This window comes from Lacinutrix neustonica, assembly GCF_026625145.1.
GTDB classification, from domain to species: domain Bacteria; phylum Bacteroidota; class Bacteroidia; order Flavobacteriales; family Flavobacteriaceae; genus Lacinutrix; species Lacinutrix neustonica.
The window spans coordinates 3,419,245-3,444,600 of sequence record NZ_CP113088.1 but is presented as its reverse complement, the minus strand read 5'-3'; the positions used below and the strand labels follow the sequence as shown (position 1 = coordinate 3,444,600).

Annotated in this window: 23 protein-coding genes and 6 pseudogenes; 27 read left to right on the top strand and 2 right to left on the bottom strand. The window is 36.4% G+C overall.

All coding sequences use genetic code 11. The annotated features are described in order from the left end of the window. Nucleotides 1-107: 107 nt before the first annotated feature. The 14 genes and pseudogenes from N7U66_RS18645 to uvrB all read left to right on the top strand — a co-directional run bounded on the left by N7U66_RS18645 (nucleotide 108) and on the right by uvrB (nucleotide 13,588). Nucleotides 108-287 carry a hypothetical protein gene (locus N7U66_RS18645; protein ID WP_267676458.1) on the top strand — a complete coding sequence of 60 codons (180 nt, stop codon included), beginning with the start codon at nucleotides 108-110 and terminating at the stop codon, nucleotides 285-287. Then, the gene (locus N7U66_RS18640) at nucleotides 259-1,584 is read left to right on the top strand and encodes a hypothetical protein (protein WP_267676457.1); all 1,326 of its coding nucleotides are present in this window, start codon (nucleotides 259-261) and stop codon (nucleotides 1,582-1,584) included. Before N7U66_RS18645 ends, N7U66_RS18640 begins: the two co-directional genes overlap by 29 nt. 354 nt (nucleotides 1,585-1,938) lie before the next feature. Next, entirely contained in the window at nucleotides 1,939-2,388 is a 450-nt protein-coding gene (locus N7U66_RS18635) for a hypothetical protein (RefSeq protein ID WP_267676456.1), read from the top strand. A 195-nt stretch (nucleotides 2,389-2,583) separates the two neighbouring features. Then, nucleotides 2,584-3,216 (top strand): T9SS type B sorting domain-containing protein, encoded by a 633-nt coding sequence (locus N7U66_RS18630; protein WP_267676455.1) that lies wholly within the window; start codon nucleotides 2,584-2,586, stop codon nucleotides 3,214-3,216. Nucleotides 3,217-3,735: 519 nt separating this feature from the next. Continuing rightward, nucleotides 3,736-6,453, top strand: a complete 2,718-nt coding sequence (locus N7U66_RS18625; RefSeq protein WP_267676454.1) for a T9SS type B sorting domain-containing protein — start codon at nucleotides 3,736-3,738, stop codon at nucleotides 6,451-6,453. Between the two features lie 181 nt (nucleotides 6,454-6,634). Beyond that, on the top strand, nucleotides 6,635-7,222 hold the full coding sequence (locus tag N7U66_RS18620; RefSeq protein WP_267676453.1) for a choice-of-anchor L domain-containing protein: 588 nt from the start codon (nucleotides 6,635-6,637) through the stop codon (nucleotides 7,220-7,222). A 94-nt stretch (nucleotides 7,223-7,316) separates the two neighbouring features. Beyond that, on the top strand, nucleotides 7,317-7,460 hold the full coding sequence (locus tag N7U66_RS18615; protein WP_267676452.1) for a choice-of-anchor L domain-containing protein: 144 nt from the start codon (nucleotides 7,317-7,319) through the stop codon (nucleotides 7,458-7,460). A gap of 1 nt (nucleotide 7,461) precedes the next feature. Then, the gene (locus N7U66_RS18610) at nucleotides 7,462-8,796 is read left to right on the top strand and encodes a hypothetical protein (RefSeq protein ID WP_267676451.1); all 1,335 of its coding nucleotides are present in this window, start codon (nucleotides 7,462-7,464) and stop codon (nucleotides 8,794-8,796) included. Next, entirely contained in the window at nucleotides 8,747-8,974 is a 228-nt protein-coding gene (locus tag N7U66_RS18605) for a T9SS type B sorting domain-containing protein (protein ID WP_267676450.1), read from the top strand. The genes N7U66_RS18610 and N7U66_RS18605 overlap by 50 nt, the downstream gene beginning before the upstream one ends. Nucleotides 8,975-9,298: 324 nt before the next feature. Then, a complete protein-coding gene (locus tag N7U66_RS18600) occupies nucleotides 9,299-10,324 on the top strand; it encodes a sensor histidine kinase (protein ID WP_267676449.1) in 1,026 nt (341 codons plus the stop codon). Then, a complete protein-coding gene (locus N7U66_RS18595; protein WP_313791544.1) occupies nucleotides 10,231-10,665 on the top strand; it encodes an ATP-binding protein in 435 nt (144 codons plus the stop codon). The genes N7U66_RS18600 and N7U66_RS18595 overlap by 94 nt, the downstream gene beginning before the upstream one ends. An 8-nt stretch (nucleotides 10,666-10,673) precedes the next feature. Then, on the top strand, nucleotides 10,674-10,943 hold the full coding sequence (locus tag N7U66_RS18590; protein ID WP_313791543.1) for a response regulator: 270 nt from the start codon (nucleotides 10,674-10,676) through the stop codon (nucleotides 10,941-10,943). A gap of 167 nt (nucleotides 10,944-11,110) precedes the next feature. Next, complete coding sequence (locus tag N7U66_RS18585) at nucleotides 11,111-11,500, top strand: hypothetical protein (protein WP_267676448.1); 390 nt, start codon at nucleotides 11,111-11,113, stop codon at nucleotides 11,498-11,500. Between the two features lie 82 nt (nucleotides 11,501-11,582). Continuing rightward, a pseudogene (gene uvrB, locus N7U66_RS18580) lies at nucleotides 11,583-13,588 on the top strand (excinuclease ABC subunit UvrB). Nucleotides 13,589-13,672: 84 nt separating this feature from the next. On the opposite strand, the pseudogene N7U66_RS18575 reads toward uvrB, so the two are convergent. After that, nucleotides 13,673-14,735: pseudogene (locus tag N7U66_RS18575) on the bottom strand (branched-chain amino acid aminotransferase). A gap of 115 nt (nucleotides 14,736-14,850) precedes the next feature. Here N7U66_RS18575 and N7U66_RS18570 point away from each other — a divergent pair. From N7U66_RS18570 to N7U66_RS22275, 5 genes and pseudogenes are all read left to right on the top strand, one after another. Next, nucleotides 14,851-15,357: a DUF4920 domain-containing protein gene (locus N7U66_RS18570; protein WP_267676447.1), complete on the top strand. Its 507-nt coding sequence runs from the start codon at nucleotides 14,851-14,853 to the stop codon at nucleotides 15,355-15,357. Nucleotide 15,358: 1 nt separating this feature from the next. Then, a pseudogene (mnmD, locus tag N7U66_RS18565) lies at nucleotides 15,359-16,045 on the top strand (tRNA (5-methylaminomethyl-2-thiouridine)(34)-methyltransferase MnmD). Nucleotides 16,046-16,162: 117 nt separating this feature from the next. Then, on the top strand, nucleotides 16,163-16,318 hold the full coding sequence (locus N7U66_RS22285; protein ID WP_313791307.1) for an NAD-dependent epimerase/dehydratase family protein: 156 nt from the start codon (nucleotides 16,163-16,165) through the stop codon (nucleotides 16,316-16,318). 49 nt (nucleotides 16,319-16,367) lie between these two features. Beyond that, the gene (locus N7U66_RS22280) at nucleotides 16,368-16,760 is read left to right on the top strand and encodes a hypothetical protein (RefSeq protein WP_313791306.1); all 393 of its coding nucleotides are present in this window, start codon (nucleotides 16,368-16,370) and stop codon (nucleotides 16,758-16,760) included. Beyond that, nucleotides 16,757-17,065, top strand: a complete 309-nt coding sequence (locus N7U66_RS22275) for a DUF1731 domain-containing protein (RefSeq protein ID WP_313791305.1) — start codon at nucleotides 16,757-16,759, stop codon at nucleotides 17,063-17,065. The genes N7U66_RS22280 and N7U66_RS22275 overlap by 4 nt, the downstream gene beginning before the upstream one ends. Nucleotides 17,066-17,201: 136 nt before the next feature. On the opposite strand, the gene N7U66_RS18555 is transcribed toward N7U66_RS22275, so the two are convergent. Next, the gene (locus N7U66_RS18555; RefSeq protein ID WP_267676446.1) at nucleotides 17,202-17,783 is read right to left on the bottom strand and encodes a YceI family protein; all 582 of its coding nucleotides are present in this window, start codon (nucleotides 17,781-17,783) and stop codon (nucleotides 17,202-17,204) included. A gap of 154 nt (nucleotides 17,784-17,937) precedes the next feature. Between N7U66_RS18555 and N7U66_RS18550 the strand changes: the two genes are divergently transcribed. The 8 genes and pseudogenes from N7U66_RS18550 (at nucleotide 17,938) to N7U66_RS18520 (ending at nucleotide 25,356) form a co-directional block, all read left to right on the top strand. Beyond that, a complete protein-coding gene (locus tag N7U66_RS18550) occupies nucleotides 17,938-18,480 on the top strand; it encodes a nucleotide exchange factor GrpE (RefSeq protein ID WP_267676445.1) in 543 nt (180 codons plus the stop codon). A gap of 40 nt (nucleotides 18,481-18,520) precedes the next feature. Continuing rightward, nucleotides 18,521-19,652 (top strand): annotated as a pseudogene (gene dnaJ, locus N7U66_RS18545) (molecular chaperone DnaJ). Between the two features lie 412 nt (nucleotides 19,653-20,064). After that, nucleotides 20,065-20,485, top strand: a pseudogene (locus tag N7U66_RS22715) (ABC transporter ATP-binding protein); the annotation flags it as partial. After that, complete coding sequence (locus N7U66_RS22710; RefSeq protein WP_390886663.1) at nucleotides 20,474-20,992, top strand: ABC transporter ATP-binding protein; 519 nt, start codon at nucleotides 20,474-20,476, stop codon at nucleotides 20,990-20,992. The pseudogene N7U66_RS22715 and the gene N7U66_RS22710, both read left to right, overlap by 12 nt. Nucleotides 20,993-20,995: 3 nt before the next feature. Continuing rightward, nucleotides 20,996-22,310 (top strand): annotated as a pseudogene (locus N7U66_RS18535) (ABC transporter permease). A gap of 2 nt (nucleotides 22,311-22,312) precedes the next feature. Then, nucleotides 22,313-23,293: a mechanosensitive ion channel family protein gene (locus tag N7U66_RS18530; RefSeq protein ID WP_267678557.1), complete on the top strand. Its 981-nt coding sequence runs from the start codon at nucleotides 22,313-22,315 to the stop codon at nucleotides 23,291-23,293. Nucleotides 23,294-23,302: 9 nt separating this feature from the next. Next, nucleotides 23,303-24,193 carry a hypothetical protein gene (locus N7U66_RS18525; RefSeq protein ID WP_267676444.1) on the top strand — a complete coding sequence of 297 codons (891 nt, stop codon included), beginning with the start codon at nucleotides 23,303-23,305 and terminating at the stop codon, nucleotides 24,191-24,193. After that, a complete protein-coding gene (locus N7U66_RS18520; protein ID WP_267676443.1) occupies nucleotides 24,193-25,356 on the top strand; it encodes a sigma-54-dependent transcriptional regulator in 1,164 nt (387 codons plus the stop codon). Before N7U66_RS18525 ends, N7U66_RS18520 begins: the two co-directional genes overlap by 1 nt.

The following is a 25,356-nucleotide window of genomic DNA, read 5'->3' as shown; positions in this document are numbered from 1 at the left end:
TTTTAATTTTGAGTGGTTTTGCCTCTCTAAAACTTAATTACCAATTAGATGTACCTTTACGGAACATATGAAAAATGCTTTTTTCGTTCAAAACTATTCATAACAAAATGCAAAATCCTGTTTCGAAGTTTTTAATTATTACTGTTGCCCTGCTTTACTCATTCCAACTGCATGCACAATTACCAAATGATTGTGTAAATGCCGTTACGGTTTGCGGTGATTCAGATGTTGTTTTAGACGTTAGTGGTAGTGGTACAAATGAATTTCCGAGACTCCTGTCAAAGTAATGAAAACAATAGCTTATGGCTTGAAGTAACCGTTACAACAGCTGGAATTCTAGCATTTACCATAACTCCAAATAGCACTTCAATTTCTGAAGACTATGATTTCTTTATTTTTGGCCCAAACACAACATGTGGTAATTTAGGACCTACTATTCGATGCTCTACTACCAATCCGTCGTCTTCGGGTCAAGCTAATAATTTAACAGGCTTAAGCACCACTGAAACTGATAATTTTGAAGGTCCCGGGCCCGCGGGAAACAGCTTTGTAAGTGCCATTAATGCAGCAGCAGGAGACACTTATTTTATAGTCATCGATAGACCAATCGGCAATAGTCCTTTTAGCTTAACTTGGACTGGAAATGCCCAATTTGCTGAGGCTCCTGAAAGTGACACCAATAATAATGGTCAGGTACTCGATTTAACAGACTGTGATTCCTTGGCTCCTTTTAATGATGGGCAAACACCTTTCGATCTAGATGTAAATACACCATTAATGATTGGTTCACAAAATAATGTTGCAGTAGCCTATTATGAATCAGAAAGTGATGCCAATATTGCCGTAAATGCACTAAGCAGCCCTTATATAAGTACAGCAAATGGGCAAACCATTTATGCTACGATTACTAATACGACTACTGGTTGTTTTAGCATTCAGGAATTTCAATTATTCATAACCAGTCAACCAACAATTAGTGCATCACCAAACTTGGTGGCTTGTGATGACAGCTCCAACAATGGTATAGAAACATTTAATTTAAATGCTCAAAACAATACAGTACTAGGATCTCAAAATCCTACAGATTTTAATATTACCTATCATGTAAATCAACTAGATGCTGATGGTAACTTGAATCCATTAGCAAGTCCATACACAAACACTTCAAATCCACAAACCATATTTGTTAGGATGGAAGATGCTATAAACTCGGCTTGTTACGCAACTGCTCCATTTGATTTAATAGTCAATAACCTACCAATTATAACTTCAATCCCTGATTACCCGATATGTGATGATAATACTGATGGTTTTTATGTTTTTAATTTAACGTCGCAAGATGGAAATATTATTAATGGACAAGCGAATGTATCCGTCTCATATTATGAATCAGACGCGGATGCTAATTCAAACATAAATGCTATAGCTAACCCGACAAACTATACAAATATAACGGCAAGCACACAAGTTATTTACGTACGATTGGGGAGTACAATTTCAAGCTGTTTTTCAATTTCTAGCTTTGAAATTATTGTGAATCCCTTACCACTAGTTACACCAATTCCGAGACTACGAAGTTTGTGATGATGCTACTGATGGAGATAGCGCCAATGGCTTTGCTTCATTTGACCTAAGCACTCAAAACACGGCACTAATAAATGGTCAAAATGTAACCATTACTTATTTTGAATCACAGAGCGATGCAGAGGCTAACATAAATAGTATTCCAAATCCCTCTACGTACACGAATATGAGCACAAATTCGCAAACAATCTATTATCGTTTAGAAAACACAGCGACACTTTGTACCGAAACGGGCTCCTTTAATATTGTCGTGCATGCGTTACCGAAGTACAAAACGCCATATTAGTACAGTGTGATGAGGATGGTACACCAGATGGTTTTACAGAATATAATCTAAATGAAGCTAATGAAAATGTGATGATTAGTGGTGACACCACGGGTTTCAATTACACACATTATTTAACTCTTGCTGAAGCTCAAAGCGGCATGAATCCAGTAACCCCCTTTCCTTTTACAAATACGTCAAATCCACAAACGATATACGTTCGTATTGAAAACCAAACCACAGGTTGTTTTATAACTGCTGAATATACCCTTGAAGTGACTGCAACAGACATAGGGAATACGGATTTAAGTGAATGTGACAATGATTATGATGGCTTGACAGCGTTTACACTTTCTGATGCTGACCCATTAATATTAACTAACGTTCCTCAAGGGTCAACAGTTGCCTATTACGAAACCGCTTCGGATGCTCAATTTGAAATCAATCAATTGCCGAGACAACTATACCAATTCAACACCTTTCTTGCAAACTATTTTTATTCGTGTGGAAAATGCAAACGACTGTTTTGGTATTGCTAACATGGATTTAATCGTGCATCCTTTACCACAAAACAATGTAGTTACTAATTTTGTTTCATGCAGTGATACCCCCAATAGTCCGAAATCGATTTATCACAATTTGATATTGAAGTATTAGGGACCCAAAACCCTGCTGATTTTACGCTCAGCTACCACGAAACCCAACTGGATGCAGATAATAATATTGCTGCTTTGATGAGTCCATACAGCACCGCAAATAACCCACAGACCGTTTATGTACGGGTTGAGAATAACACCACAGGGTGCTCAATCACGACTATAAATTTTAACATCGTTGTTGTTGATGCAAACCCTATAGTTACTGCTGAACTAACAACATTAGCTTTTTCAGAGCAACATAACATCTTAGTAACAGTGAATACCGCAATGACCAATGACGTTGCAGGTTACGAATTTAGTCCGGATGGAGGGCCATGGCAGTCTAATGCCTCAAACGCCTTTATGTATACTTTTACAAATGTATCAGCTGGAGAACACATCGTAAGGGTGCGTGATGCATACAGCTGTAGTGAGAATAGTCTCACGGTTTTAGTTATTGACTACCCCTTATTTTTTACCCCAAACGGCGACGAATATAACAATAACTGGAATATCTATGCTATAGACAATCAGCCCGATGCGGTGATTTATATTTATGACCGCTATGGTAAATTACTCAAACAACTCAGTCCAACGGGTCAAGGATGGGACGGTACTTATAATGGCAATCCCATGCCAACCAGTGATTACTGGTTTACCGTAGAATATAGAGAACCTAAAACAGATAAAAAAATGACTTTTACAGCGCATTTTACCCTAAAACGATAAAAAAAACCCTTCTAAAAATAAAATTCGGAGGTCTCGTATCTTTTCTTTGATTTTATATAGGATTTTAGTTATATAAAATGATTTATATAAATAGATCTTTTTATCATTGTATTAGCTTTGAATTAGAATAACTAAATTTAAGTGTATTTGCACTTTAAACAGATCAAAAATATAACACCTCATTATGAAAAGACTTATTCTCTTTATTTTTCTTACCCTATGTTTCAAAGGATTTTCTCAAGAAGAAAAATCGGAGTTAACAACGTAGTAAAAATATATATTAGAACATTAGAACTAAATGCAGATACTTCTATAAAATTTCAAGCTATAATTAAATCCTATAAAGAAAAGCTTACTGATACGACACTTACCCCTAATAAATTCAACACTCTTCTGAAATCTCAGACATTAGAAATTTACGAGATACTTACCAAAGATGAATTTAAAAGATTCAAGGCATTACGTGCAAAGCACCAACCTGAACTAACTTTCAGGTTCAATTAATTGAAAAAAGACAAAATGAAATTATATTTGCAATATTTAATTCTAATATTAACATTATTATTCTCAGGTTTATCAATAGCACAAGGATCGTTCTGTGATCAAGCCGAGCCTTTCTGTGCTGGAGATTCCTCTTTAGTTTTCTCCAACACTTCTGATACAGGCGAGGCAGAGATAGGTCCCAATTATGGCTGTCTCGGTAGTCAACCAAATCCAGCTTGGTATTTTATTCAAATTGACCAATCCGGAGAATTAAATTTTAATATCATCCAAAACACAGAGCCTGATTTTACGGGAACAGGTCTTGACGTAGACTTCATAACATATGGCCCCTTTACAACAACAAATGTTTGTGATCAATTATCTGCTATCAATACCATTGCTTGCAGTTACTCGCCTTCATCTGTAGAAAATTTCACTATAACTAACGGCATACCCGGAGAAATATATGTGTTACTTATTACGAATTATGACAATTTGCCAGGGTATATTCAATTAGAACAAACAAACAGTGGCACTAGTGGGTCAGGCTCTACAGACTGTTCAATTATAAACACCTTTAACTATTGTGATGGCGACGTTGTCGCTCTCGACGCTACAACTACTGATGCCACTTCTTATTCATGGAGTAAAGACGGTTCGCCATTGTCAGAAACTGGACCAGTTTTAAGTAATGTTGTCGCTCCGGATGCTACTTATAGTGCTGAAGCTATTGATGCTGATGGAGCCGTTATCTCTATTATCGAGTTTATTATAGACTTCCATGAAGTACCAACTGTAAATTCTATTCCTGATCAAGCTCTTTGTGACAATAATGATAATGGATTTAGAATATTTGACCTGAACGCCCTAAACGCAATAGCTTTAGGAAGTCAGTCTGCAACTAACTACACAGTAACATATCACACGAATCAAGTAGATGCAGACAATGATACTAATGCATTACCTAGTTCATACATGAATCAAATAGCTTATGCTGTTGAATCTATTTTTGTAAGGATTGATAACAATAATAACACGGCATGCTATAGTACTGAAGTTTTCAGTATAGAAGTTCTTCCAAACCCAACCATCACAAGCGTTCCGGACTACGGCGTCTGTGATGATGCTACTGATGGAGATAGCGCCAATGGCTTTGCTTCATTTGACCTAAGCACTCAAGACACGGCACTAATAAATGGTCAAAATGTAACCATTACTTATTTTGAATCACAGAGCGATGCAGAGGCTAACATAAATAGTATACCCAATCCCTCTACGTACACGAATATGAGTACAAATTCGCAAACAATCTATTATCGTTTAGAAAACACAGCGACACTTTGTACCGAAACGGGCTCCTTTAATATTGTCGTGCATGCGTTACCGGAAGTACAAAACGCCATATTAGTGCAGTGTGATGAGGATGGTACACCAGATGGTTTTACAGAATATAATCTAAATGAAGCTAATGAAAATGTGATGATTAGTGGTGACACCACGGGTTTCAATTACACACATTATTTAACTCTTGCTGAAGCTCAAAGCGGCATGAATCCAGTAACCCCCTTTCCTTTTACAAATACGTCAAATCCACAAACGATATACGTTCGTATTGAAAACCAAACCACAGGTTGTTTTATAACTGCTGAATATACCCTTGAAGTGACTGCAACAGACATAGGGAATACGGATTTAAGTGAATGTGACAATGATTATGATGGCTTGACAGCGTTTACACTTTCTGATGCTGACCCATTAATATTAACTAACGTTCCTCAAGGGTCAACAGTTGCCTATTACGAAACCGCTTCGGATGCTCAATTTGAAATCAATCAATTGCCGGACAACTATACCAATTCAACACCTTTCTTGCAAACTATTTTTATTCGTGTGGAAAATGCAAACGACTGTTTTGGTATTGCTAACATGGATTTAATCGTGCATCCTTTACCACAAAACAATGTAGTTACTAATTTTGTTTCATGCAGTGATACCCCCAATAGTCCAGAAATCGATTTATCACAATTTGATGCTGAAGTATTAGGAACTCAAAACCCTGCTGATTTTACGCTCAGCTACCACGAAACCCAACTGGATGCAGATAATAATATTGCTGCTTTGATGAGTCCATACAGCACTGCAAATAACCCACAGACCGTTTATGTACGGGTTGAGAATAACACCACAGGGTGCTCAATCACTACTATAAATTTTGAAATCGTTGTTGTTGATGCAAACCCTATAGTTACTGCTGAACTAACAACATTAGCTTTTTCAGAGCAACATAACATCTTAGTAACAGTGAATACAGCAATGACCAATGATGTTGCTGGTTACGAATTTAGTCCGGATGGAGGGCCATGGCAGTCTAATGCCGCAAATCCCTTTATGTATACTTTTACAAATGTATCAGCTGGAGAACACATCGTAAGGGTGCGTGATGCATACAGCTGTAGTGAGAATAGTCTCACGGTTTTAGTTATTGACTACCCCTTATTTTTTACCCCAAACGGCGACGAATATAACAATAACTGGAATATCTATGCTATAGACAATCAGCCCGATGCGGTGATTTACATTTACGACCGCTATGGTAAATTACTCAAACAACTCAGCCCAACGGGTCAAGGATGGGACGGTACTTATAATGGCAATCCCATGCCAACCAGTGATTACTGGTTTACTGTAGAATATAGAGAACCAAAAACAGATAAAAAAATGACTTTTACAGCGCATTTTACTCTAAAACGATAGAAAAAAAGGAATCGAACTTACCTTGATTTAGGTCACAACATCCAACATTAGGCATTTCTTATCTTTGCCTACCCTCATAAGGTGGAGTGAAACAGACCATTGGCATACCATTAATAAAAAGGTTTAACATTATTTTTATTTTTATTATCTGTCTTCTTATATATCTTTGCCCGTTGCTGCTATGATAAGAAAAGGCCTTATAATATTATCGTTTCTGTTTGTGATGTCTGCACAATCTCAAAATATTACTGTAGATAGCCGGACCTACTCCTCTCAAGAACTTATTGAAAACATATTAATTGATAGTAACTGTATTTCTAATGTTACTGTTACAAATACCGTTGGAGGGGACTTTAATGGTACTGACCGGAGTTATGGTTTTTTTGACGCTACAGGAACGACTTTCCCTTTTCAATCCGGCCTTGTTTTAAGCACAGGAAGATTAACTAATGTGCAAGGTCCAAATACGTCATTAAGTGATGACGATGCTCCCAACTGGACTGGAGATCCCGATTTAGAAATGGCCCTTCAAGAATCGAATACTATAAATGCAACCATTCTTGAATTTGATTTTACTTCCGTTGCAAACCAAATAAGTTTTAGATATATTTTTGCTTCGGAAGAATACCAAGAAGGGGATCCAAATACCTGTCAGTATTCAGATTTGTTTGGCTTTCTTATCCGCCCCGTTTCACAAACAGATTATACCAATATTGCCCTTGTTCCTGGGACGCAAACCCCAGTAAAGGTAACTACGGTTCATCCGTGAAATACCAAATGGTTGTGCTGCGCAAAACGAGGCTTATTTCGAAAGTTTTAATGGGGCCACTGCGCCCATTAACTTTAATGGACAAACTACCGTATTGACGGCAACGGCAAACACCATTCCTAACGAAACGTACCATGTGAAATTAGTAATTGCCGATGAGCAAAACTACAGGTTCGATTCTGCGGTGTTTTTGGAAGCTGGTAGTTTTAAATTGACCACCGATTTAGGTCCGAGATAAATTGGTTGCCACAAACACGAGTGTCTGTGAAAATGACCGAATAACATTAGATGCTTTCCAACCCGGTATAAATACTTATAAGTGGTTTATAGACGGTGTTGAGCAACTCACACAAATCAGTAGTACTTTTGAGGTCACTGCCAGTGGCACCTATACTGTGGAGGTTACTTTAGAAAATGGTTGTATCTCTGTTGGAGAAATTGTGATAGAATACTCCCCTAATCCTACCGTGACAAATTCTAGCCTGATTGCTTGTGATGACAATCAAGATGGTTTAACGTCTTATAATTTGTTTAACGCTTTAGATGCGGTCACTCAAAATAATCCTGATTTAGGAATTATGGCTTTTTATACGAGCATGGTGGATGCCGAAATGCAAATCAACCCCATCCAAAATCCTAATAACTATAATAATATCAGTCCCATGCAAACTGTTTTTGCTGAGGTATTTGATCTCAACACCGGGTGTTTAGCAATAGCAGAGATCATGCTAGACCGTTCAACAAACACTTTGAATCTGCCGGATTTTAATACCTGCGATGATGCTACTATAGATGGTTTTACAACTTTTAATTTATATGACATTCGCTCTGAAATTGAACCCTTAGTACCTGCAAACTATAACATCACATTTTACACTTCTATTACTGACGCCTTCGCGGAAAACAATAGTATAGATGGCAACTTTGATAATACAATTCAGCAGAGTCAAACTATTGCTGTAAAAGTGACTACAGATACCAATCAATGTTATGCCATTACAGAGCTCACATTAAGGGTATTATCTACCCCCAAATTAATGCCCGATCAAACTTTTATTTATTGCATAAATCGCTTTCCTGAAACCGTGACTTTAGAAAGCGGCATCACTAATGGCATGCCTAGCAGTTATTCTTTCCAATGGTTTCTTAACGGGACTGACACCGGAATGACATCGGCTACTATTGAAGCTAATGACATTGGAATCTACACGGTAATAGTAATGTCTCCTAATGGCTGCTCAAACACAAGAGAGGTCACCTTAACTCCTTCCAACGCACCCACTATTGAAAGTATAGCATTTACAGAATTAACGACAAACAATACGGTAACAGTGACTGTTTCGGGTGACGGTGATTATGAGTTTGCTCTGGATACGGAATCAGATATTTATCAACATGCCAACACCTTTTTGGGGATAGAACCTGGTTTTCACACACTTTTCGTAAGAGATAAAAAGGGTTGTGGTAGCGCATCAGTCGAATTTTCCATATTAGGCTTCCCAAAATTCTTCACACCCAATGGTGATGGTTATCATGACATCTCGGCAACCTTTAGGAGTCAGCGAGCGCTTTAATACCGATTTAAGAATTCTGATTTTTGATCGCTATGGTAAATTATTATCTCAAGTCAATCCACTTACAGGCTGGAATGGTACTTTTAACGGGGCTGCATTACCAACTAACGATTATTGGTTTCTTATAAGTCGTCCAAACGGCAAACAATACACAGGCCATTTTACATTAAAACGCTAAGTATTTTATTTTTATTGATTCCATTGCATAACAATAAATGGGTGAAACACCCATTTTAAAAATACAAGACAGAACTAATGAATAATAAATTCTTGGCTCTGTGGCATGGTTATAAATAGCCCTCCATCTTTCATCCTGACAAAAAGATTTCTCCGATACCTGTTTTTTTTTTAGTAGTTATTCATGATAAAAATCATAGGAAATGTCTAAAATGCAAAAAACATAAAGTTTTCCTAAACTATTTTTTGTATTTAGTAGGTCATTGATCTACAATCTATGTTTTCCTTCAACCATCATGTGATTTTGCCGGATTAAAGTAACAAAATGAATAATCAAGACAAATCAAAAGAGGTCATACGTGATGAGTTAAAAGAATTACAACAAGAATTTTTAATATCCATAAAGGACATTGATGATAAAAAACGGGTGCTACTTATGCAAGAGCTCGCTATTGCCCTCCAAGGCATTTCATTAGAAAACCAAGAAAAAGCAAAACGCGCAGCCCAATTAATAATTGCTAATTTGGAAGTCAAATTTCTTAATGAAGAAAAAGCAAAGCGTGCAGCAGAACTAGTTATCGCAAATATTGAGCTCGTCTTCCAAAATAATGAGAAATCAAAACGGGCCGCCGAATTGATCATTGCCAATAAAGAGCTCATCTTTCAAAACGAAGAAAAAGCAAAGCGTGCAGCAGAACTGGTTGTCGCGAATATAGAACTTGCCTTTCAAAATAATGAGAAAGCAAAACGTGCAGCAGAATTAGTGGTTGCAAATACGGAGCTTGTTTTCCAAAATAATGAGAAATCAAAGCGTGCAGCAGAATTGATTACTGCCAATAAAGAGCTTATCTTTCAAAACGAAGAAAAAGAAAAACGGGCAGCAGAGTTAATTTTAGCAAAGGAAAATGCTGAAGAAAGCGATCGACTAAAATCAGCATTTTTAGCCAATATGAGTCATGAAATAAGAACACCCATGAATGGCATTCTTGGTTTTGCTGATCTTCTAGAAGAACCTGAATTGACAGGGGACGTACAGAAAAAATATATCAGAATCATAAGAAAAAGTGGTACAAGAATGCTTAATATCATTAATGACATTGTTAACATTTCTAAAATAGAATCTGGACTTATGGAAGCGAATATCCATGTTTTGGATATCAATGATAAAATGGAATTTATCTATAACTTTTTTAAACCCGAGATAGAAAGAAAAGGCGTGGATTTTTCATTTAAAAACACCTTATCTAATACCGAAATATTTATTCATTCCGACGGAGAAAAAGTGTATTCCATTCTTACCAACCTGTCAAGAACGCTATTAAACATACCGAAAAAGGCGCGATCGAAATAGGTTATGATTTAAAAAAAGAGAACCATGCTGAGGTACTGGAATTTTATGTGAAAGATACAGGGATTGAGATACCAAAAGGGAGGCAGACAGAGATTTTTAAACGTTTTGCACAAGCCGATATTTCAAATAGAATGGCCTTTCAAGGTGCTGGATTAGGCTTATCTATTTCCAAAGCCTATGTTGAAATGCTTGGCGGTAAAATTTGGATTGAAAGTGAAGAAGGGAAAGGATCTGTATTTTACTTCACCTTACCTTATAACACACCTCATAAAGAAAAAACCTTTAAACTAAAAGAAAACTTCTCTAAAAAAACTTCGGCGAAGGGAACTCTAAACCACTAAAATTAAAAATATTAATTGTCGAGGACAATACTATATCACGACTGTTAATAACCGCAATAGCTAAAAATTATAGTTCAGTTATATTAGAGGCCGTAACAGGTATAGAAGCGGTTGCTATATTTCAAAAAAATCCCGATATTGATTTAATTTTAATGGATATTCAAATGCCTGAACTAAATGGTTATGAAGCCACTCGACAAATTCGAGAACTAAACAAAGACGTTATAATTATAGCCCGGACGGCTTCGGACTTTCCGGGGATAGAGAAAAAACAATAGGAGTGGGATGTAACGATTATATTTCAAAACCAATTAATAAAGAAGAGCTGCTCCAGTTAATACCACAATATTTCAAAAACTAATGATCCTTTTAATTTACTTATTACGTTTTAGTTTAAAATTATATAACTAAATATTAGCCAGTAGTTTATTCCAATATTATAACTATGATACTATCAATTACTAAATGGATTGTAATACTATTCGGGCTATTTATAATCTTCATTGGCTTTGTCATGTTATTTGCTCCTAATAAAGCTAGAGCCACTTTAAGAAAAGCGGGAAGCACAAACGTTATTAATTATACAGAAATAACCCTCCGTTTAATTCCAGCAATAGCATTAATTATACATTCTGAAGCCTCCAAAATACCAGAAGCATTTCAGCTATTTGGGTGGATCATGGTAGTGACATCCTTGATCCTTTACTTTATTCCAAGAAAAGCACACCACCGCTTCTCAATGAAAAGTTCCGACGTATTGAAACCCCTATATATAAGACGCATTGCTCCTTTTGCTTTTATTTTAGGTGGCGTCATTCTTTATAATGCCCTTTAATATTTAAAGCGTTGAGCCCCACACGCAAAACCTTAACTTTTTCTTCAAATAATTACTGCTGGATATTCCTTAATTTAGCGACATGAAATTCAAAATTGAATCCGAATTTAGTCCAACTGGTGATCAACCTTCAGCCATTCAACAATTGACTGATGGTCTAAACGCTAGCGAAAAATATCAAACGTTGCTTGGTGTTACCGGTTCCGGTAAAACGTTCACTATGGCTAATGTTATAGAGCGTGTACAAAAACCCACGTTGGTTTTAGCACATAATAAAACATTGGCTGCCCAATTATACTCAGAATTCAAACAATTTTTCCCTGAAAATGCAGTAGAGTATTTCGTGTCTTACTACGATTACTATCAACCCGAAGCTTACATCCCAACCTCTGGTGTTTATATAGAAAAAGATTTATCAATAAATGAAGAGATAGAAAAGATGCGTTTGAGCACCACATCTTCCCTCCTCTCTCGGCCGTCGTGATGTCTTGGTGGTAGCCTCTGTGTCTTGTTTGTATGGTATTGGAAACCCTGTTGAGTTTCAAAAAAATGTGATTACCATTAAACGCGATCAGCAAATTTCAAGAACCAAATTATTACACCAATTAGTACAAAGTCTATACTCCCGTACAGAAGCCGATTTTAAACATGGTAATTTCAGAATAAAAGGGGATACTGTAGATATTTTTCCGAGTTATGCAGACGATGCCTTTCGCATACATTTTTTCGGTGATGAAATTGAAACGATTGAGCAGTTCAATATTCAAACCAATAAAGTTATTGAAGAATATGACCGATTAAACATCTATCCTGCTAATATGTTTGTAACATCACCAGATGTGCTTCAAGGCGCCATAAAAGACATTCAAGATGATTTAGTCAAACAGCACGATTATTTTAAAGACATCGGCAAACATTTAGAGGCAAAACGCCTCAAGGAACGTACAGAATTCGATTTGGAAATGATTCGCGAATTAGGCTACTGTTCCGGTATTGAAAACTATTCTCGTTATTTAGATGGTAGATTACCCGGCACAAGACCGTTTTGTTTATTAGACTATTTTCCGAGACGATTACTTAATGGTTGTTGATGAAAGTCACGTGACCATTTCTCAAGTACATGCCATGTATGGTGGCGATCGAAGCCGGAAAGAAAATTTGGTGGAATATGGGTTTCGATTGCCTGCAGCAATGGACAACAGACCCTTAAAATTCGAAGAGTTTGAAGCCCTTCAGAATCAGGTAGTTTACGTTAGTGCTACTCCTGCCGATTATGAATTACAAAAAACAGATGGCGTTTATGTGGAGCAGGTTATTCGTCCTACCGGGTTATTAGACCCTATAATAGAAGTCCGACCAAGCTTAAACCAAATCGATGATTTAATTGAAGAAATTCAAGTACGTACAGAAAAAGATGAGCGGACTTTAGTCACCACATTAACTAAAAGAATGGCTGAAGAATTAACAAAATACCTCAGTCGAATTAGTATTCGTGTACGCTACATTCATAGTGATGTAGACACCTTAGAACGCGTTCAAATCATGCAAGATTTGCGTGCTGGGATCTTTGATGTGTTAGTGGGTGTGAACTTATTACGTGAAGGTTTGGATCTTCCGTAAGTCTCCCTGGTCGCTATTCTAGATGCAGACAAAGAAGGTTTTTTACGCTCCAACAGGTCTTTAACGCAAACCGTTGGTCGCGCCGCCGGACATTTAAATGGAAAAGCGATAATGTATGCAGATAAAATAACGAACAGCATGCAAAAAACAATTGACGACACGGAGTACAGACGTGAAAAGCAAATCGCTTACAACACAGAAAACAACATCACGCCCACGGCTTTAAATAAAAGTTTAAACAGTGCCCTGAGTAAAAATTCGGTGAGCACCTACAGTTATGAATTGGAAGCCGCAAGAGCTGCAGAGCCGTAAAGCGCGTATTTAAGCAAACCTGAATTAGAAAAGAAAATTCGTGAAAAACGCAAGATGATGGAACAAGCAGCTAAGCAATTGGACTTTATAATTGCAGCAAAATTACGGGATGAGATTAAAGCATATCAAGGGAAATTAGAAGCTCTAAAAGTGTAATCAAGACTGTTTTTTGTCACCGTTCTTGCAATGGTAGTCCTAAATCGTTAGTAAAAAACATGCGGTAGAAAACCAAACGTCTAACTAGTTCACCGCTACTCTCCAGCCAAAGGGGTCTTCAGCTTTATTGGTTTGAATATCTATGATTCGTTTTTTCAATCGGTCTGCAAACGTGTGTTCTAATGTTGGTAATTCAAAATCTTCATCTCTAAATCCAAAACCAGTAAATAGGAGAAATTACCGCTGCCGTTCCAGCGCCAAATAATTCTTTAAGACTTCCATTTTTAGAGGCTTCGATTAATTCCTTCACGCTAATTTTTCTTACCTCCGTTTGTATCCCTTCAGCTTTGGCAATATCTAATATACTTTTTCGGGTCACTCCATCTAAAATACGGTCACTTACAGGCGCAGTCACTAAGGTGTCATTAATTCGAACAAAAATATTCATTGCCCCCGCTTCTTCAATATATTCGTGAGACGTATCGTCTGTCCAAATGATTTGATGATACCCTTTATCCTTAGCTAATTGAGTAGGATAAAATTGACCAGCATAGTTACCGCCCGCCTTAGCGAAACCAACACCACCATTAGCAGAACGCGAATATTTCTCTTCTATTAAAACCTTTACTTTTCCTGAAAAATAAGCACCAGATGGCGCACAAGCAATAATAAACTTATAAGCATTCGCTGGAGACGCATGAAAACCGGCACCAGTCGCAAAAATATAGGGTCTTATGTATAACGAACTTCCCTCTGCCGTTGGAATCCAATCTTTTTCAACATGTAATAACGTTTTTAATCCTTCAAAAAAATAATCTTCAGGTAATTCCGGAATGGCTAAACGTTTCGCTGAAATATTTAAGCGTTTAATATTTTCCATGGGTCTAAACAAAAACACCTCACCATTAGCATCCTTATACGCCTTCATTCCTTCAAAAATAGATTGACCATAATGAAAAATTTTAGACGCAGGATCTAAAGTAATTGGACCATAAGGGACAATTTCACGAGTATGCCACTTCCCATCCTTATAATCACACACCAACATATGATCTGAAAACACCTGACCAAATGCTAAGTTATTAAAGTCAGTATTCTTAATTTTAGATGTGTTAGTTTTAGTTATCTTGATGTCGTTTTTCGTCATGGTTTTCATAAAATCTGGTTAACTTTAGGATGCAAAAATACAGAATTAAGCGTTAGAAAATATAAATTTAACCTTTAAATACTATCTTTGAAAGATAGAATCAAAAATGATAAACATGAAAAATCACATATTAACCTTGGCTCTAGCAATCACTGTTTTTGCTTGTAAAGGAGAAAAAAAGACAAACCTAGAAGAAACCTCTAAAGAAATAACTCAAGTGGAGTACCAATCTTTCGGAGATGCAATTATCGCAGACGATGCGGTAGCAGTACAATCCATGGCTGAACATTATAAGAGCATGCAAGTAGGTGATAGTATTCCTGCTAAAATGATCGCCAAGGTAAATGAAGTATGTAAAGCGAAAGGGTGTTGGATGACCTTAGATTTAGGAAATGATGACGAGGTCATGGTTAAATTTAAAGATTACGCCTTTTTTATGCCAAAAGACATCGACGGTAAAGAAGTCATCATTAACGGAAAAGCTTACGTTAAAGAAGTTTCTGTAGATGAACAAAAACATTATGCTGAAGACAAAGGGGCCTCGCAAGAAGAAATCGCAGCCATTACTGCTCCAAAACGCACCTACTCTTTTGAGGCGGATGGCGTCTTATTAAAGGAATAATTTGAAACGCGAAATCATTACCACTAATGATGGTTCAAAAACCATACATATTCCCGAGTGGAATGAGCAATACCATTCCATCCATGGAGCCATTCAAGAAGCGCTACACGTCTATTTAAAAGAAGGTTTAGCGTTTTTTTTAGCTTCTGAAAGCTTTGACAAAAAGTCCAATACGACAACCCTTTTAGAAATTGGTTTTGGTACTGGGTTGAATGCTTTACTCACTTTAGCCGAAGCCGAAAAGCAGCAAATACAAATTAGCTACACAGGCATTGAAGGCTTTCCTATTGCGTTATCAGAACTTAAACAGCTTAATTATGCGGAAGCTGTTGACCTTACTAACAGTGCTGCATTATTTGACAAACTTCACCGTTGTGACTGGGAAAAAGCCTGTGCCTTTTCAGAATACTTTCAGCTAAAAAAAGAACTACGTCCATTTTCGGAAATTAATTATACCAATCAGTTTAACCTCATCTATTTTGACGCTTTTGGTCCTCGAGTACAACCGAATTATGGACGGAAGTGATGTTCAACACTATGTACAAAGCATTGAAACCAAAGGGTGTTTTAGTTACTTATTGTGCACAAGGTCATGCCGAGACGCGCCATGATGTCTGCTGGTTTTACTGTCGAGAAAGTAAATGGCCCACCTGGAAAACGGCATATGCTAAGAGCGATAAAGAAATAGATCACTTTAATGTCATACCATTTCAGGTTTTTTATATCCCATCCCCTATTTGTGTTAAACCTTACTTAAAGCCATGACTATTACGTCAATCAAATCGTATTTTTATAAAAAAACAAGATGCGCGTATTAATTACAGGAGCTACAGGTTTGGTGGGCAGTGCCATCGTAAAATTATGTCATACGAAAGCGATAGATGTTAATTATCTAACCACAAGCAAATCTAAAATTTCTAACGAAGAGAACTATAAAGGCTATTATTGGAATCCGAGATAACAGTGAAATAGATTCTAATTGTGTTAAAGATGTCGATGCCATAATTCATTTGGTAGGCGCTAGTATTTCTAAGCGTTGGACAAAAAAGCACAAGCAGGCCATTTTAGATAGCCGACTTAAAACGACGGCATTACTTCACCAAACAGTAAAAAATAATCCGAATAATATAACACAAATCGTTTCTGCCAGTGCTATTGGATTCTATCCAGATTCAATCACTAATTATTATACCGAAGACCAAACTGAAGTCAATGATTCTTTTTTAGGACACGTCGTGGAAGCTTGGGAACAAGTGGTAGACACCTTTAAAACCTTAGATATTACCGTGTCTAAAGTGCGAATAGGATTAGTCTTTTCTGAGCACGGTGGAGCCTTTCCACAGATAATAAAACCAATTAAAATTGGAGCTGGAGCGCCATTAGGTTCGGAGAGCAATGGATGAGTTGGATTCATCTTGATGATTTGTCGAGACTTTTCCTTCACCTTATAGAAAAAAAACGAGAAGGTGTTTATAACGGTGTCTCCCCAAACCCAGTTACGAACACAGAACTCACTAAAGCCGTCGCTAACAAAATGAATATGCCACTTTTTCTACCCAATGTGCCAAAAATTATTATGAAATGGACCTTAGGTGACATGCATATCATTCTATTTGAAAGTCAGCGTGTAAGTTCTAAGAAAATTGAGAATACAGGTTTTCACTTTGAATATGTAACATTGGATCAGGCGTTGGAGGAGTTAATTTAAAACCTGAAAAAAATAATATAAAAAAAGCCATGTCTATCGACATGGCTCTTTATATTAAATTTTAAAATTTTTAATTAAGCTTTCTTTGCTTTAATAGACACTTTTAATTCAATAGCATCTTTAATCATATAATCTCCTAATTTTGCAGGATCTGCAAATTTCCCGAGTTATATTTGATATCCCATTCTGTTCTGTCAATAGTAAAGACATCACTAGTAATAGTCATCATATCACCATTCATCCCCACTTTAACTGGAAAACTTATATTCTTCTTAATGCCTTTCATCATTAAATTACCACTTACAGTGTTACCTTCTACGTTAGTAATTTCAAAAGAGGCATTTGGGAATTCTTCCGCATTAAAAAAGTCGGCACTTTTTAAATGCCCTTCCAATTTCGCTTTATCTGTAGCATCTTCTATATCTGTGTTTTCTAATGTAGAAATATCAAAAATGAAATTACCCCCTACTAATTCATTACCTTTAGTTTGTACGACTCCATTAGAAACATTAATGGTACCCGAATGACCACCAACCACTTTATTAGCCGTCCACACAATCATAGACGCTTCAGGAATGGCCTTAAACTTCGACTCTACCTCCATTTCTTTCACCACTTCTGCGTCACCTGTTTTGGCTTTTTCTGCTCCATCTTTACAGCCTGTCACAGCAGCACCTAAAGCCACTACTGTGAAAATATTTAATACAATGTTTTTCATTTTAAGTTTTAATTTTTGATTAAGTATCAAAGATAAATAAATATTCCTAGGGAAATACTTAAATGTTTCATAAAAAAAAGTGATGACATTTTGACACTTTTACAATACTGGCAATACTTTTGCCAAACTTTAATCGTATTAAAAAGATACAGAAATGAGTAAAGCAAAAGATAAAAAAGAAACCTCCCTTGACAATCAGGTAGAGACTAATGAGACACAACAAACCGTTGAAGTTCAAGAATTATCTATAGGAGACAGACTAAAGGAAGAATTAGACCAGGAGAAAGACAAGTTTTTACGCCTGTTCGCCGAGTTTGAAAATTATAAAAAAAGAACCTCTAAAGAACGTATAGAGCTTTTTAAAACAGCAAGTAAAGATGTTATGATTTCTATGCTGCCCGTTTTAGATGATTTTGAACGTGCTTTAATGCACATTGAAGAAGACAAAGAAGCAGAAGAAATGCGAAAAGGTGTGGTATTAATTTACCAAAAGCTTTTAAATACCTTAGAGCAAAAAGGACTATCTAAAATGGAAGTGCAATCGGGTGATGTCTTTGATGCTGAGATTCATCAAGCTATTACGCAAACACCGGCACCAACTGATGATTTAAAAGGTAAAATTATTGACGTTTTAGAAAAAGGCTACAAGCTTGGGGACACCGTAATTCGTTTCCCAAAGGTCGTTATTGGTCAATAAAAATTAATAATTTCTCTCATACTGAAGAAATAACATAGGAATGGCAAAAACAGATTATTACGAAATACTTGGTATTAGCAGAAATGCGAGTCCCGCAGAAATCAAAAAAGCATATCGAAAAAAAGCGATAGAGTTCCATCCGAGATAAAAATCCGGACGACAAAACTGCTGAAGCTAAATTTAAAGAAGCTGCTGAAGCATATGAAGTGCTAAGCGACGACAACAAAAAAGCACGCTACGACCAGTTTGGTCATCAAGCCTTTGAAGGCGGCGGCGGATTTGGCGGCGGGAGCATGAATATGGATGATATCTTCAGCCAGTTTGGAGACATCTTTGGCGGTGCTTTTGGTGGGAATGGCGGATTTTCCGGGTTTAGCGGTGGATTTGGCGGTGGCCAACAACGTCGAGTAAAAGGCAGTAACTTGCGTATTCGTGTGAAATTAACACTAGAGGAAATTGCTAATGGTGTAGAAAAGAAAATTAAAGTTAAGCGTAAAGTTCAAGCAGAAGGAACAACTTATAAAACCTGCTCCACTTGTAATGGTTCTGGTCAAGTCACACGTATTACCAATACCATCTTAGGTCGCATGCAAACGGCTTCTACTTGTACGACTTGTGGGGGTGCTGGACAAATGATTGACAAAAAACCAGCCGATGCAGATGCTCAAGGCTTGATTAACAAAGACGAAACAATTTCAGTTAAAATTCCAGCTGGAGTTGTAGATGGCATGCAACTTAAGGTTTCAGGAAAAGGTAATGATGCCCCAGGACATGGTATTCCAGGTGATTTGTTGGTTGCCATTGAAGAACTGAATCATGACACCCTACAGCGAGAAGGTGATAATTTACATTATGATTTATATGTCAGTATTAGTGATGCTGTTTTAGGAACGTCAAAGGAGATTGATACCGTTACTGGTAAAGTACGCATTAAAATAGATGCAGGAATGCAGTCTGGTAAGATTTTACGATTACGCGGTAAAGGAATTCCAAGTATTAATGGTTATGGTAAAGGAGATTTATTAGTACATGTGAATGTATGGACGCCAAAAACATTAAATAAAATTCAAAAAGAATTTTTTGAAGACATGAAGGATGATGAGCATTTTGCCCCAAAACCAGAAGAGAGTGACAAGTCTTTCTTCGAAAAGGTTAAAGATATGTTCTCATAATAATAGAACGAATGACACACAAAGCCCATTTAATTAAATGGGCTTTTTTAGTTATAAAACACAACTAATTACCTGTTTTCTACCCTAATTAAACAAAAAATAGTATATTTGATTTATCATTGGCGCAAGCCAGTGGTAATTTTTCTTTTTCATAGCAATTTTTTCCCATCCTTAATTTGCGTTAAGGGTGGGTTTTGTTTTTTTAAGCTCAACTGTTTCTGTACCGCTTTAAATACTACTTATTAATAGACTTCATTACACTCATTACAACCTGCAATAGAAGTAATAGCAAACCCACTATTTATTAAATTATTTCTTCTGCAAAGCGTTAAAATAAATGTAAAGCATCCTACTTCTGTTTTAACATTTTCTATATTTACCGGTATAATACCATTTAAACTTCACAACATCTATGAGCAACCTATTGGAAGCACACGCCGTTTCTAAAACATTTGGTGATTTCAAAGCCCTTAACCATGTTTCTATTGCCGTTGAAAAAGGCAGTATCTTTGGCCTTCTTGGTCCAAACGGCGCTGGAAAAACAACCTTAATTCGCATTATTAACCAAATTACAATGCCGAGATACGGGTCATGTGATATTAGATGGGGAACCACTGCAGCGACATCATATTCAAAACATAGGGTATTTGCCGGAAGAGCGTGGTTTATATAAATCGATGAAAGTTGGAGAACAAGCATTATATCTTGCTCAACTTAAAGGTTTGGAAAAATCGGAAGCTAAAAAAAGACTACTCATGTGGTTTGAACGTTTAGAAATTGGGGATTGGTGGAATAAGAAAATACAAGAGCTCTCTAAAGGAATGGCTCAAAAAATTCAATTTGTGGTTACCGTTTTACACCAACCTAAATTGTTGATTTTTGATGAGCCCTTTTCAGGCTTTGATCCTATAAATGCCGATATCATAAAAAATGAAATTTTAAGATTGCGAGACGAAGGTGCCACGGTTATTTTTTCGACACACCGTATGGAATCGGTTGAAGAAATGTGTGATCATATTGCTTTAATTCATAAATCTAATAAAATTTTAGATGGCAATTTAGATACCATTAAAAGAAACTATAAATCGAACACCTTTGAAGTAGGTATGGTAGCAGAAAGCCATTCCATATTGCAACAAACTTTAGCTGATAAATTTTCGATAATTCCAGCACATTTCAAATCCTTAGACAACGAGTTAAAACTAAATATTAAACTTAAAGACCACGAGACAGCTAATAATTTACTAAGCTATTTAATCACCCAAGGAGAAGTGTCTCACTTCGTAGAAGTGATACCAAGTGTTAGCGATATATTTATTCAAACCGTTAAGGACAATTAAATTATGAATCATTTACCACTTATCATTAAAAGAGAATATCTTACTAAAGTGAGAAATAAGGCTTTTATCGTTATGACGTTTGTTAGTCCTTTAATTTTTATTGCACTCTTCACGGTAGTAGGCTATTTGTCACAAATAAACAATAATACAGAACGAACGATTTATGTCTTAGATGAATCGGGTTATTTTGGCCAATCTTTTGAAAATGCAGAATCCATAACCTATCATTTTTTAAACGGAATACCTTTAGAAGCTGCAAAAAAACAAGTAGAAGCGGAAAACAACTATGGTTTGCTATATATTTCAAAGTTTGATAGTGTTTCTAAAGCTGTAAAAAGTATTGCTTTTTATTCTTCAGATTCACCATCGCTATCCATTATTGGCGCATTAGAATCTAAAATTGAAAAACGACTCACCAATCTTAATTTGGAAAGTAAAAATGTAGACGTCGCCATGATTAACGATGCACAAGTCACGGTAGAAATTAATCAGGAAAATTTTAGTGGTGAAAAATCTTCAAAACTGGATAGTTTAGTAAAACTCATCTTTGGTGGTGCCGCTGGTTATTTACTTTTCATGTTTATCATCATTTATGGTAATATGATCATGCGTTCTGTCATTGAAGAAAAAACCAGTCGCATTATCGAGGTCATTATATCCTCAGTAAAACCAATACAATTAATGCTGGGTAAGATTATAGGTACCTCTCTCGGCTGGTGTCACACAATTTATGATTTGGCTCATTGTGGGTGGGGTATTAATGGTTATAGCTTCCATTATGTTTGGAATCGATTTTGCAGCCGTGCAAACGCCACAACAAGAAATGATGGAACAAGCGATGCAAAACCAAAACGTTACCATGGAGGTTCAACAATTTGTGACCGCCTTTCAACATTTGCCTTTATTAAATCTCATCATTGCCTTTTTACTGTTCTTTATTAGTGGTTATTTACTCTACAGTTCGCTGTATGCTGCTATTGGGGCTGCTGTTGATAACGAAACAGACACACAGCAATTCATGCTGCCTATAATCATGCCACTCGTTCTAGCGGTATATGTGGGGATTTTTACGGTGATTGAAGATCCGCATGGTACAATTTCAACCATATTTTCGTTTATACCATTAACATCTCCAGTAGTAATGCTAATGCGTATTCCTTTTGGAGTGCCTTTATGGCAGCAGGCCTTATCATTGTTAATTTTAATTGGTACATTTATGTTCACCGTTTGGTTTGCTTCAAAAATATACCGTGTAGGCATTTTGATGTATGGAAAAAAGCCTAGTTACAAAGAATTAATTAAGTGGATTAAATACTAATGATGCAAGAGAACGTAACAGACAAGATTGAAAAAGAAGTGGAAAAAGTAAGCGATGTCATTACTGAAAGTAACCTTTGGGAAAAATTTATTGATTTTTTAAATTTTAAAATTTATACTTTCACAAATGATGATGGTGATTTTCAAGCCGCAATCAAAATTAAATATATCTTATTAGTCATTGCTATTTTAATAGTAACCACCTACATCTTAAGATGGGTAAAGAGACTATTGACCCGGAATATGCCAACTGAGGATGCCGCTAAATTTACCACGGTATTCTCATTTGCCGGATGGCTAATATACATGATTGTTTTTCTTATAGTTATAGATTCTATAGGCATCGATGTTACTGCCGTTTTTGCGGCATCCGCAGCCTTATTAATTGGTATTGGTCTCGCCTTACAAACACTTTTTCAAGATATTATATCAGGGGTATTCATACTTGTTGACCAATCGGTTCATGTTGGTGATATAATAGAACTTGAAGGTAAGGTAGGACGTGTGGTAGAAATTAAGTTACGTACTACAAGAGCGGTAACCATTGATAATAAAGTACTCGTTATTCCTAATCATTTATATTTAACCAATAGTTTATACAACTGGACGCAAAATGGCACGTCTACAAGGGAAACGGTAGATGTTGGTGTGGCCTATGGAAGCGATGTCCAGCTCGTTAAAAAATTATTAATAGAAGCCGCACAATCTTGCAAACTTGTTTTTAAACAACCTGCCCCAACGGTAATCTTCAATGACTTTGGAGAGAGTTCACTAGATTTTAGGGTGGCTTTTACGGTAGAAGACAGTTTTAACTCAAGAATTCCAAAAAGTGAAATTCGGTTTGCTATCGATAAATTATTTAGAGAAAACAATATAAGCATTCCGTTTCCTCAACGTGATATTCATATTATTCAGAAACCAGATCAAGACATTCAATTACAGATGAAAACCAATAACAATTCAAATTCTAACACAAACAACTAGTTTACTTACATGAACCCTAAAATTAGTATTACCAAATTAGGAATAACCTCATTGTTCATAGGGTTTTCCTTGATGAGTTTTTCTCAAACTTCTGATTTGTTAAGAATAGAATACCTCAATATCCCTAATAGTGATTCAAAGAATAGTATTGAGCGGTTCCGAGCATTTTTTCAACTACCCCTCAAGATAGATGAACAGAATTATATAGTTGTTGGAGGTGATTATAGAACCATACATTTTGACTGGCAAAATCTGCCTTTTTCAACAGACGAGATCAATTCTGTTCAAACCTTAGAAGCAACATTAGGCTATGTTTATAAAACGGAGGGCGATTGGATTTATGCTGCCAATGGAGGGTTGAGATTAGCTTCTAATTTTGCAGGTAAAATGGTATCCGATGATTACCTCTATGTTGGGAATGTATATGCCATTCGCGATCGTACTAAAACCCCTCAAGAAGGAAGTAGACCTAACCGATTAATTTTAGGACTCAGCTATTCAACGACACCAGGTAGAGATTATCCACTTCCTATTATTAATTACTACAGGGAGTTTCATCTAAACTGGACCTATACCTTAGGTGTACCAAAAACCAATATTCGTTATAAATTTGATAAGAACAATCATGTTCAAGCTTTCGTGACTTTGGACAATTTCTTTGCGAATATTCAGAAAAACAAAGTAGTAGAGGGAAAATTAGCTGAAAACATTTCCATGACAACGGTTTTAGGTGGCTTAGGCTACGAGCATTATTTTACAGATCATTTATTATATTACGGTTACATTGCGTATACTCTTTCAAATGATTTTAGGTTGAGAGATAATGAAAGGAATGACATTTATACTATTGATGAGCAACCCACAATCTATTTTAGAACAGGAATTAAATTTAAAATATAATGCCAAAAATATTAGTAATAGAAGACGAAGCAGCAATTAGAAGGGTTTTAATAAAAATTCTTTCTGAAGAAAACGACAAATACGAAGTAGATGAAGCAGAAGATGGTCTAGCGGGAATAGAAAAAATTAAAAAGGAAGACTTCGATTTGATCCTCTGCGATATAAAAATGCCAAAGATGGATGGTGTTGAAGTATTAGAAGCGGTCAAAAAGATTAAACCCGAAATACCCATTGTTATGATTTACGGTCATGGCGATCTAGATACGGCTGTAAACACCATGCGTTTAGGGGCTTTTGATTACATCTCAAAGCCACCAGATTTAAACCGTTTATTAAATACCGTCCGTAATGCTTTAGACCGAAAAGAACTGGTTGTAGAAAATAAAATCCTTAAGAAAAAAGTTAGTAAAAAATACGAAATGATTGGTGCGAGTGATGCCATTTCTCAAATTAAAGATATTATTGACAAGGTAGCACCTACCGATGCTCGAGTTTTAATTACAGGACCAAATGGTACGGGTAAAGAGCTCGTAGCACATTGGCTACATGAAAAAAGTGAACGTGTTAAAGGCCCCATGATTGAAGTTAACTGTGCCGCCATTCCAAGTGAACTCATAGAGAGCGAGTTATTTGGCCATGTTAAAGGCGCTTTTACAAGTGCAGTTAAAGACAGAGCTGGGAAATTTGAAGCCGCCAATGGAGGTACTATTTTTTTAGATGAAATTGGAGACATGAGCCTGTCTGCACAAGCCAAAGTTTTACGTGCATTACAAGAAAGTCGTATTCAACGTGTGGGGAGTGATAAAGACATTAAAGTAGATGTTCGTATCATCGCAGCAACCAATAAAAACCTTAAAAAAGAAATTGAGTCAGGTAAATTCCGGGAAGATTTATATCATAGACTCGCAGTCATTTTAATTAATGTCCCTGCTTTAAACGACAGACGTGATGACATCCCATTATTGATAAATCACTTTGCTAATAAAATATCTGAAGAACAAGGCACTGCCAAAAAAAGTTTTTCGGCTAAGGCAATAAAACTCCTACAAGAATATGATTGGACAGGCAATATTCGTGAACTACGAAATGTTGTAGAACGATTAATTATTTTGGGGAGTACCGAAGTTAGTGAAACCGATGTGAAACTATTTGCAAGTAAATAA

What these genes read in the sequence shown, in the direction of transcription:
- N7U66_RS18645 (WP_267676458.1), top strand. Translation starts at nt 108, where the DNA reads ATGCAAAATCCTGTTTCGAAGTTTTTAATTATTACTGTTGCCCTGCTT.
- N7U66_RS18640 (WP_267676457.1), top strand. Translation starts at nt 259, where the DNA reads ATGAATTTCCGAGACTCCTGTCAAAGTAATGAAAACAATAGCTTATGG.
- N7U66_RS18630 (WP_267676455.1), top strand. Translation starts at nt 2,584, where the DNA reads ATGAGTCCATACAGCACCGCAAATAACCCACAGACCGTTTATGTACGG.
- N7U66_RS18625 (WP_267676454.1), top strand. Translation starts at nt 3,736, where the DNA reads ATGAAATTATATTTGCAATATTTAATTCTAATATTAACATTATTATTC.
- N7U66_RS18620 (WP_267676453.1), top strand. Translation starts at nt 6,635, where the DNA reads ATGATAAGAAAAGGCCTTATAATATTATCGTTTCTGTTTGTGATGTCT.
- N7U66_RS18605 (WP_267676450.1), top strand. Translation starts at nt 8,747, where the DNA reads ATGGTTATCATGACATCTCGGCAACCTTTAGGAGTCAGCGAGCGCTTT.
- N7U66_RS18600 (WP_267676449.1), top strand. Translation starts at nt 9,299, where the DNA reads ATGAATAATCAAGACAAATCAAAAGAGGTCATACGTGATGAGTTAAAA.
- N7U66_RS18585 (WP_267676448.1), top strand. Translation starts at nt 11,111, where the DNA reads ATGATACTATCAATTACTAAATGGATTGTAATACTATTCGGGCTATTT.
- N7U66_RS18570 (WP_267676447.1), top strand. Translation starts at nt 14,851, where the DNA reads ATGAAAAATCACATATTAACCTTGGCTCTAGCAATCACTGTTTTTGCT.
- N7U66_RS22285 (WP_313791307.1), top strand. Translation starts at nt 16,163, where the DNA reads ATGCGCGTATTAATTACAGGAGCTACAGGTTTGGTGGGCAGTGCCATC.
- N7U66_RS22275 (WP_313791305.1), top strand. Translation starts at nt 16,757, where the DNA reads ATGAGTTGGATTCATCTTGATGATTTGTCGAGACTTTTCCTTCACCTT.
- N7U66_RS18555 (WP_267676446.1), bottom strand. Translation starts at nt 17,783, where the DNA reads ATGAAAAACATTGTATTAAATATTTTCACAGTAGTGGCTTTAGGTGCT.
- N7U66_RS18550 (WP_267676445.1), top strand. Translation starts at nt 17,938, where the DNA reads ATGAGTAAAGCAAAAGATAAAAAAGAAACCTCCCTTGACAATCAGGTA.
- N7U66_RS22710 (WP_390886663.1), top strand. Translation starts at nt 20,474, where the DNA reads ATGGCTCAAAAAATTCAATTTGTGGTTACCGTTTTACACCAACCTAAA.
- N7U66_RS18530 (WP_267678557.1), top strand. Translation starts at nt 22,313, where the DNA reads ATGCAAGAGAACGTAACAGACAAGATTGAAAAAGAAGTGGAAAAAGTA.
- N7U66_RS18525 (WP_267676444.1), top strand. Translation starts at nt 23,303, where the DNA reads ATGAACCCTAAAATTAGTATTACCAAATTAGGAATAACCTCATTGTTC.
- N7U66_RS18520 (WP_267676443.1), top strand. Translation starts at nt 24,193, where the DNA reads ATGCCAAAAATATTAGTAATAGAAGACGAAGCAGCAATTAGAAGGGTT.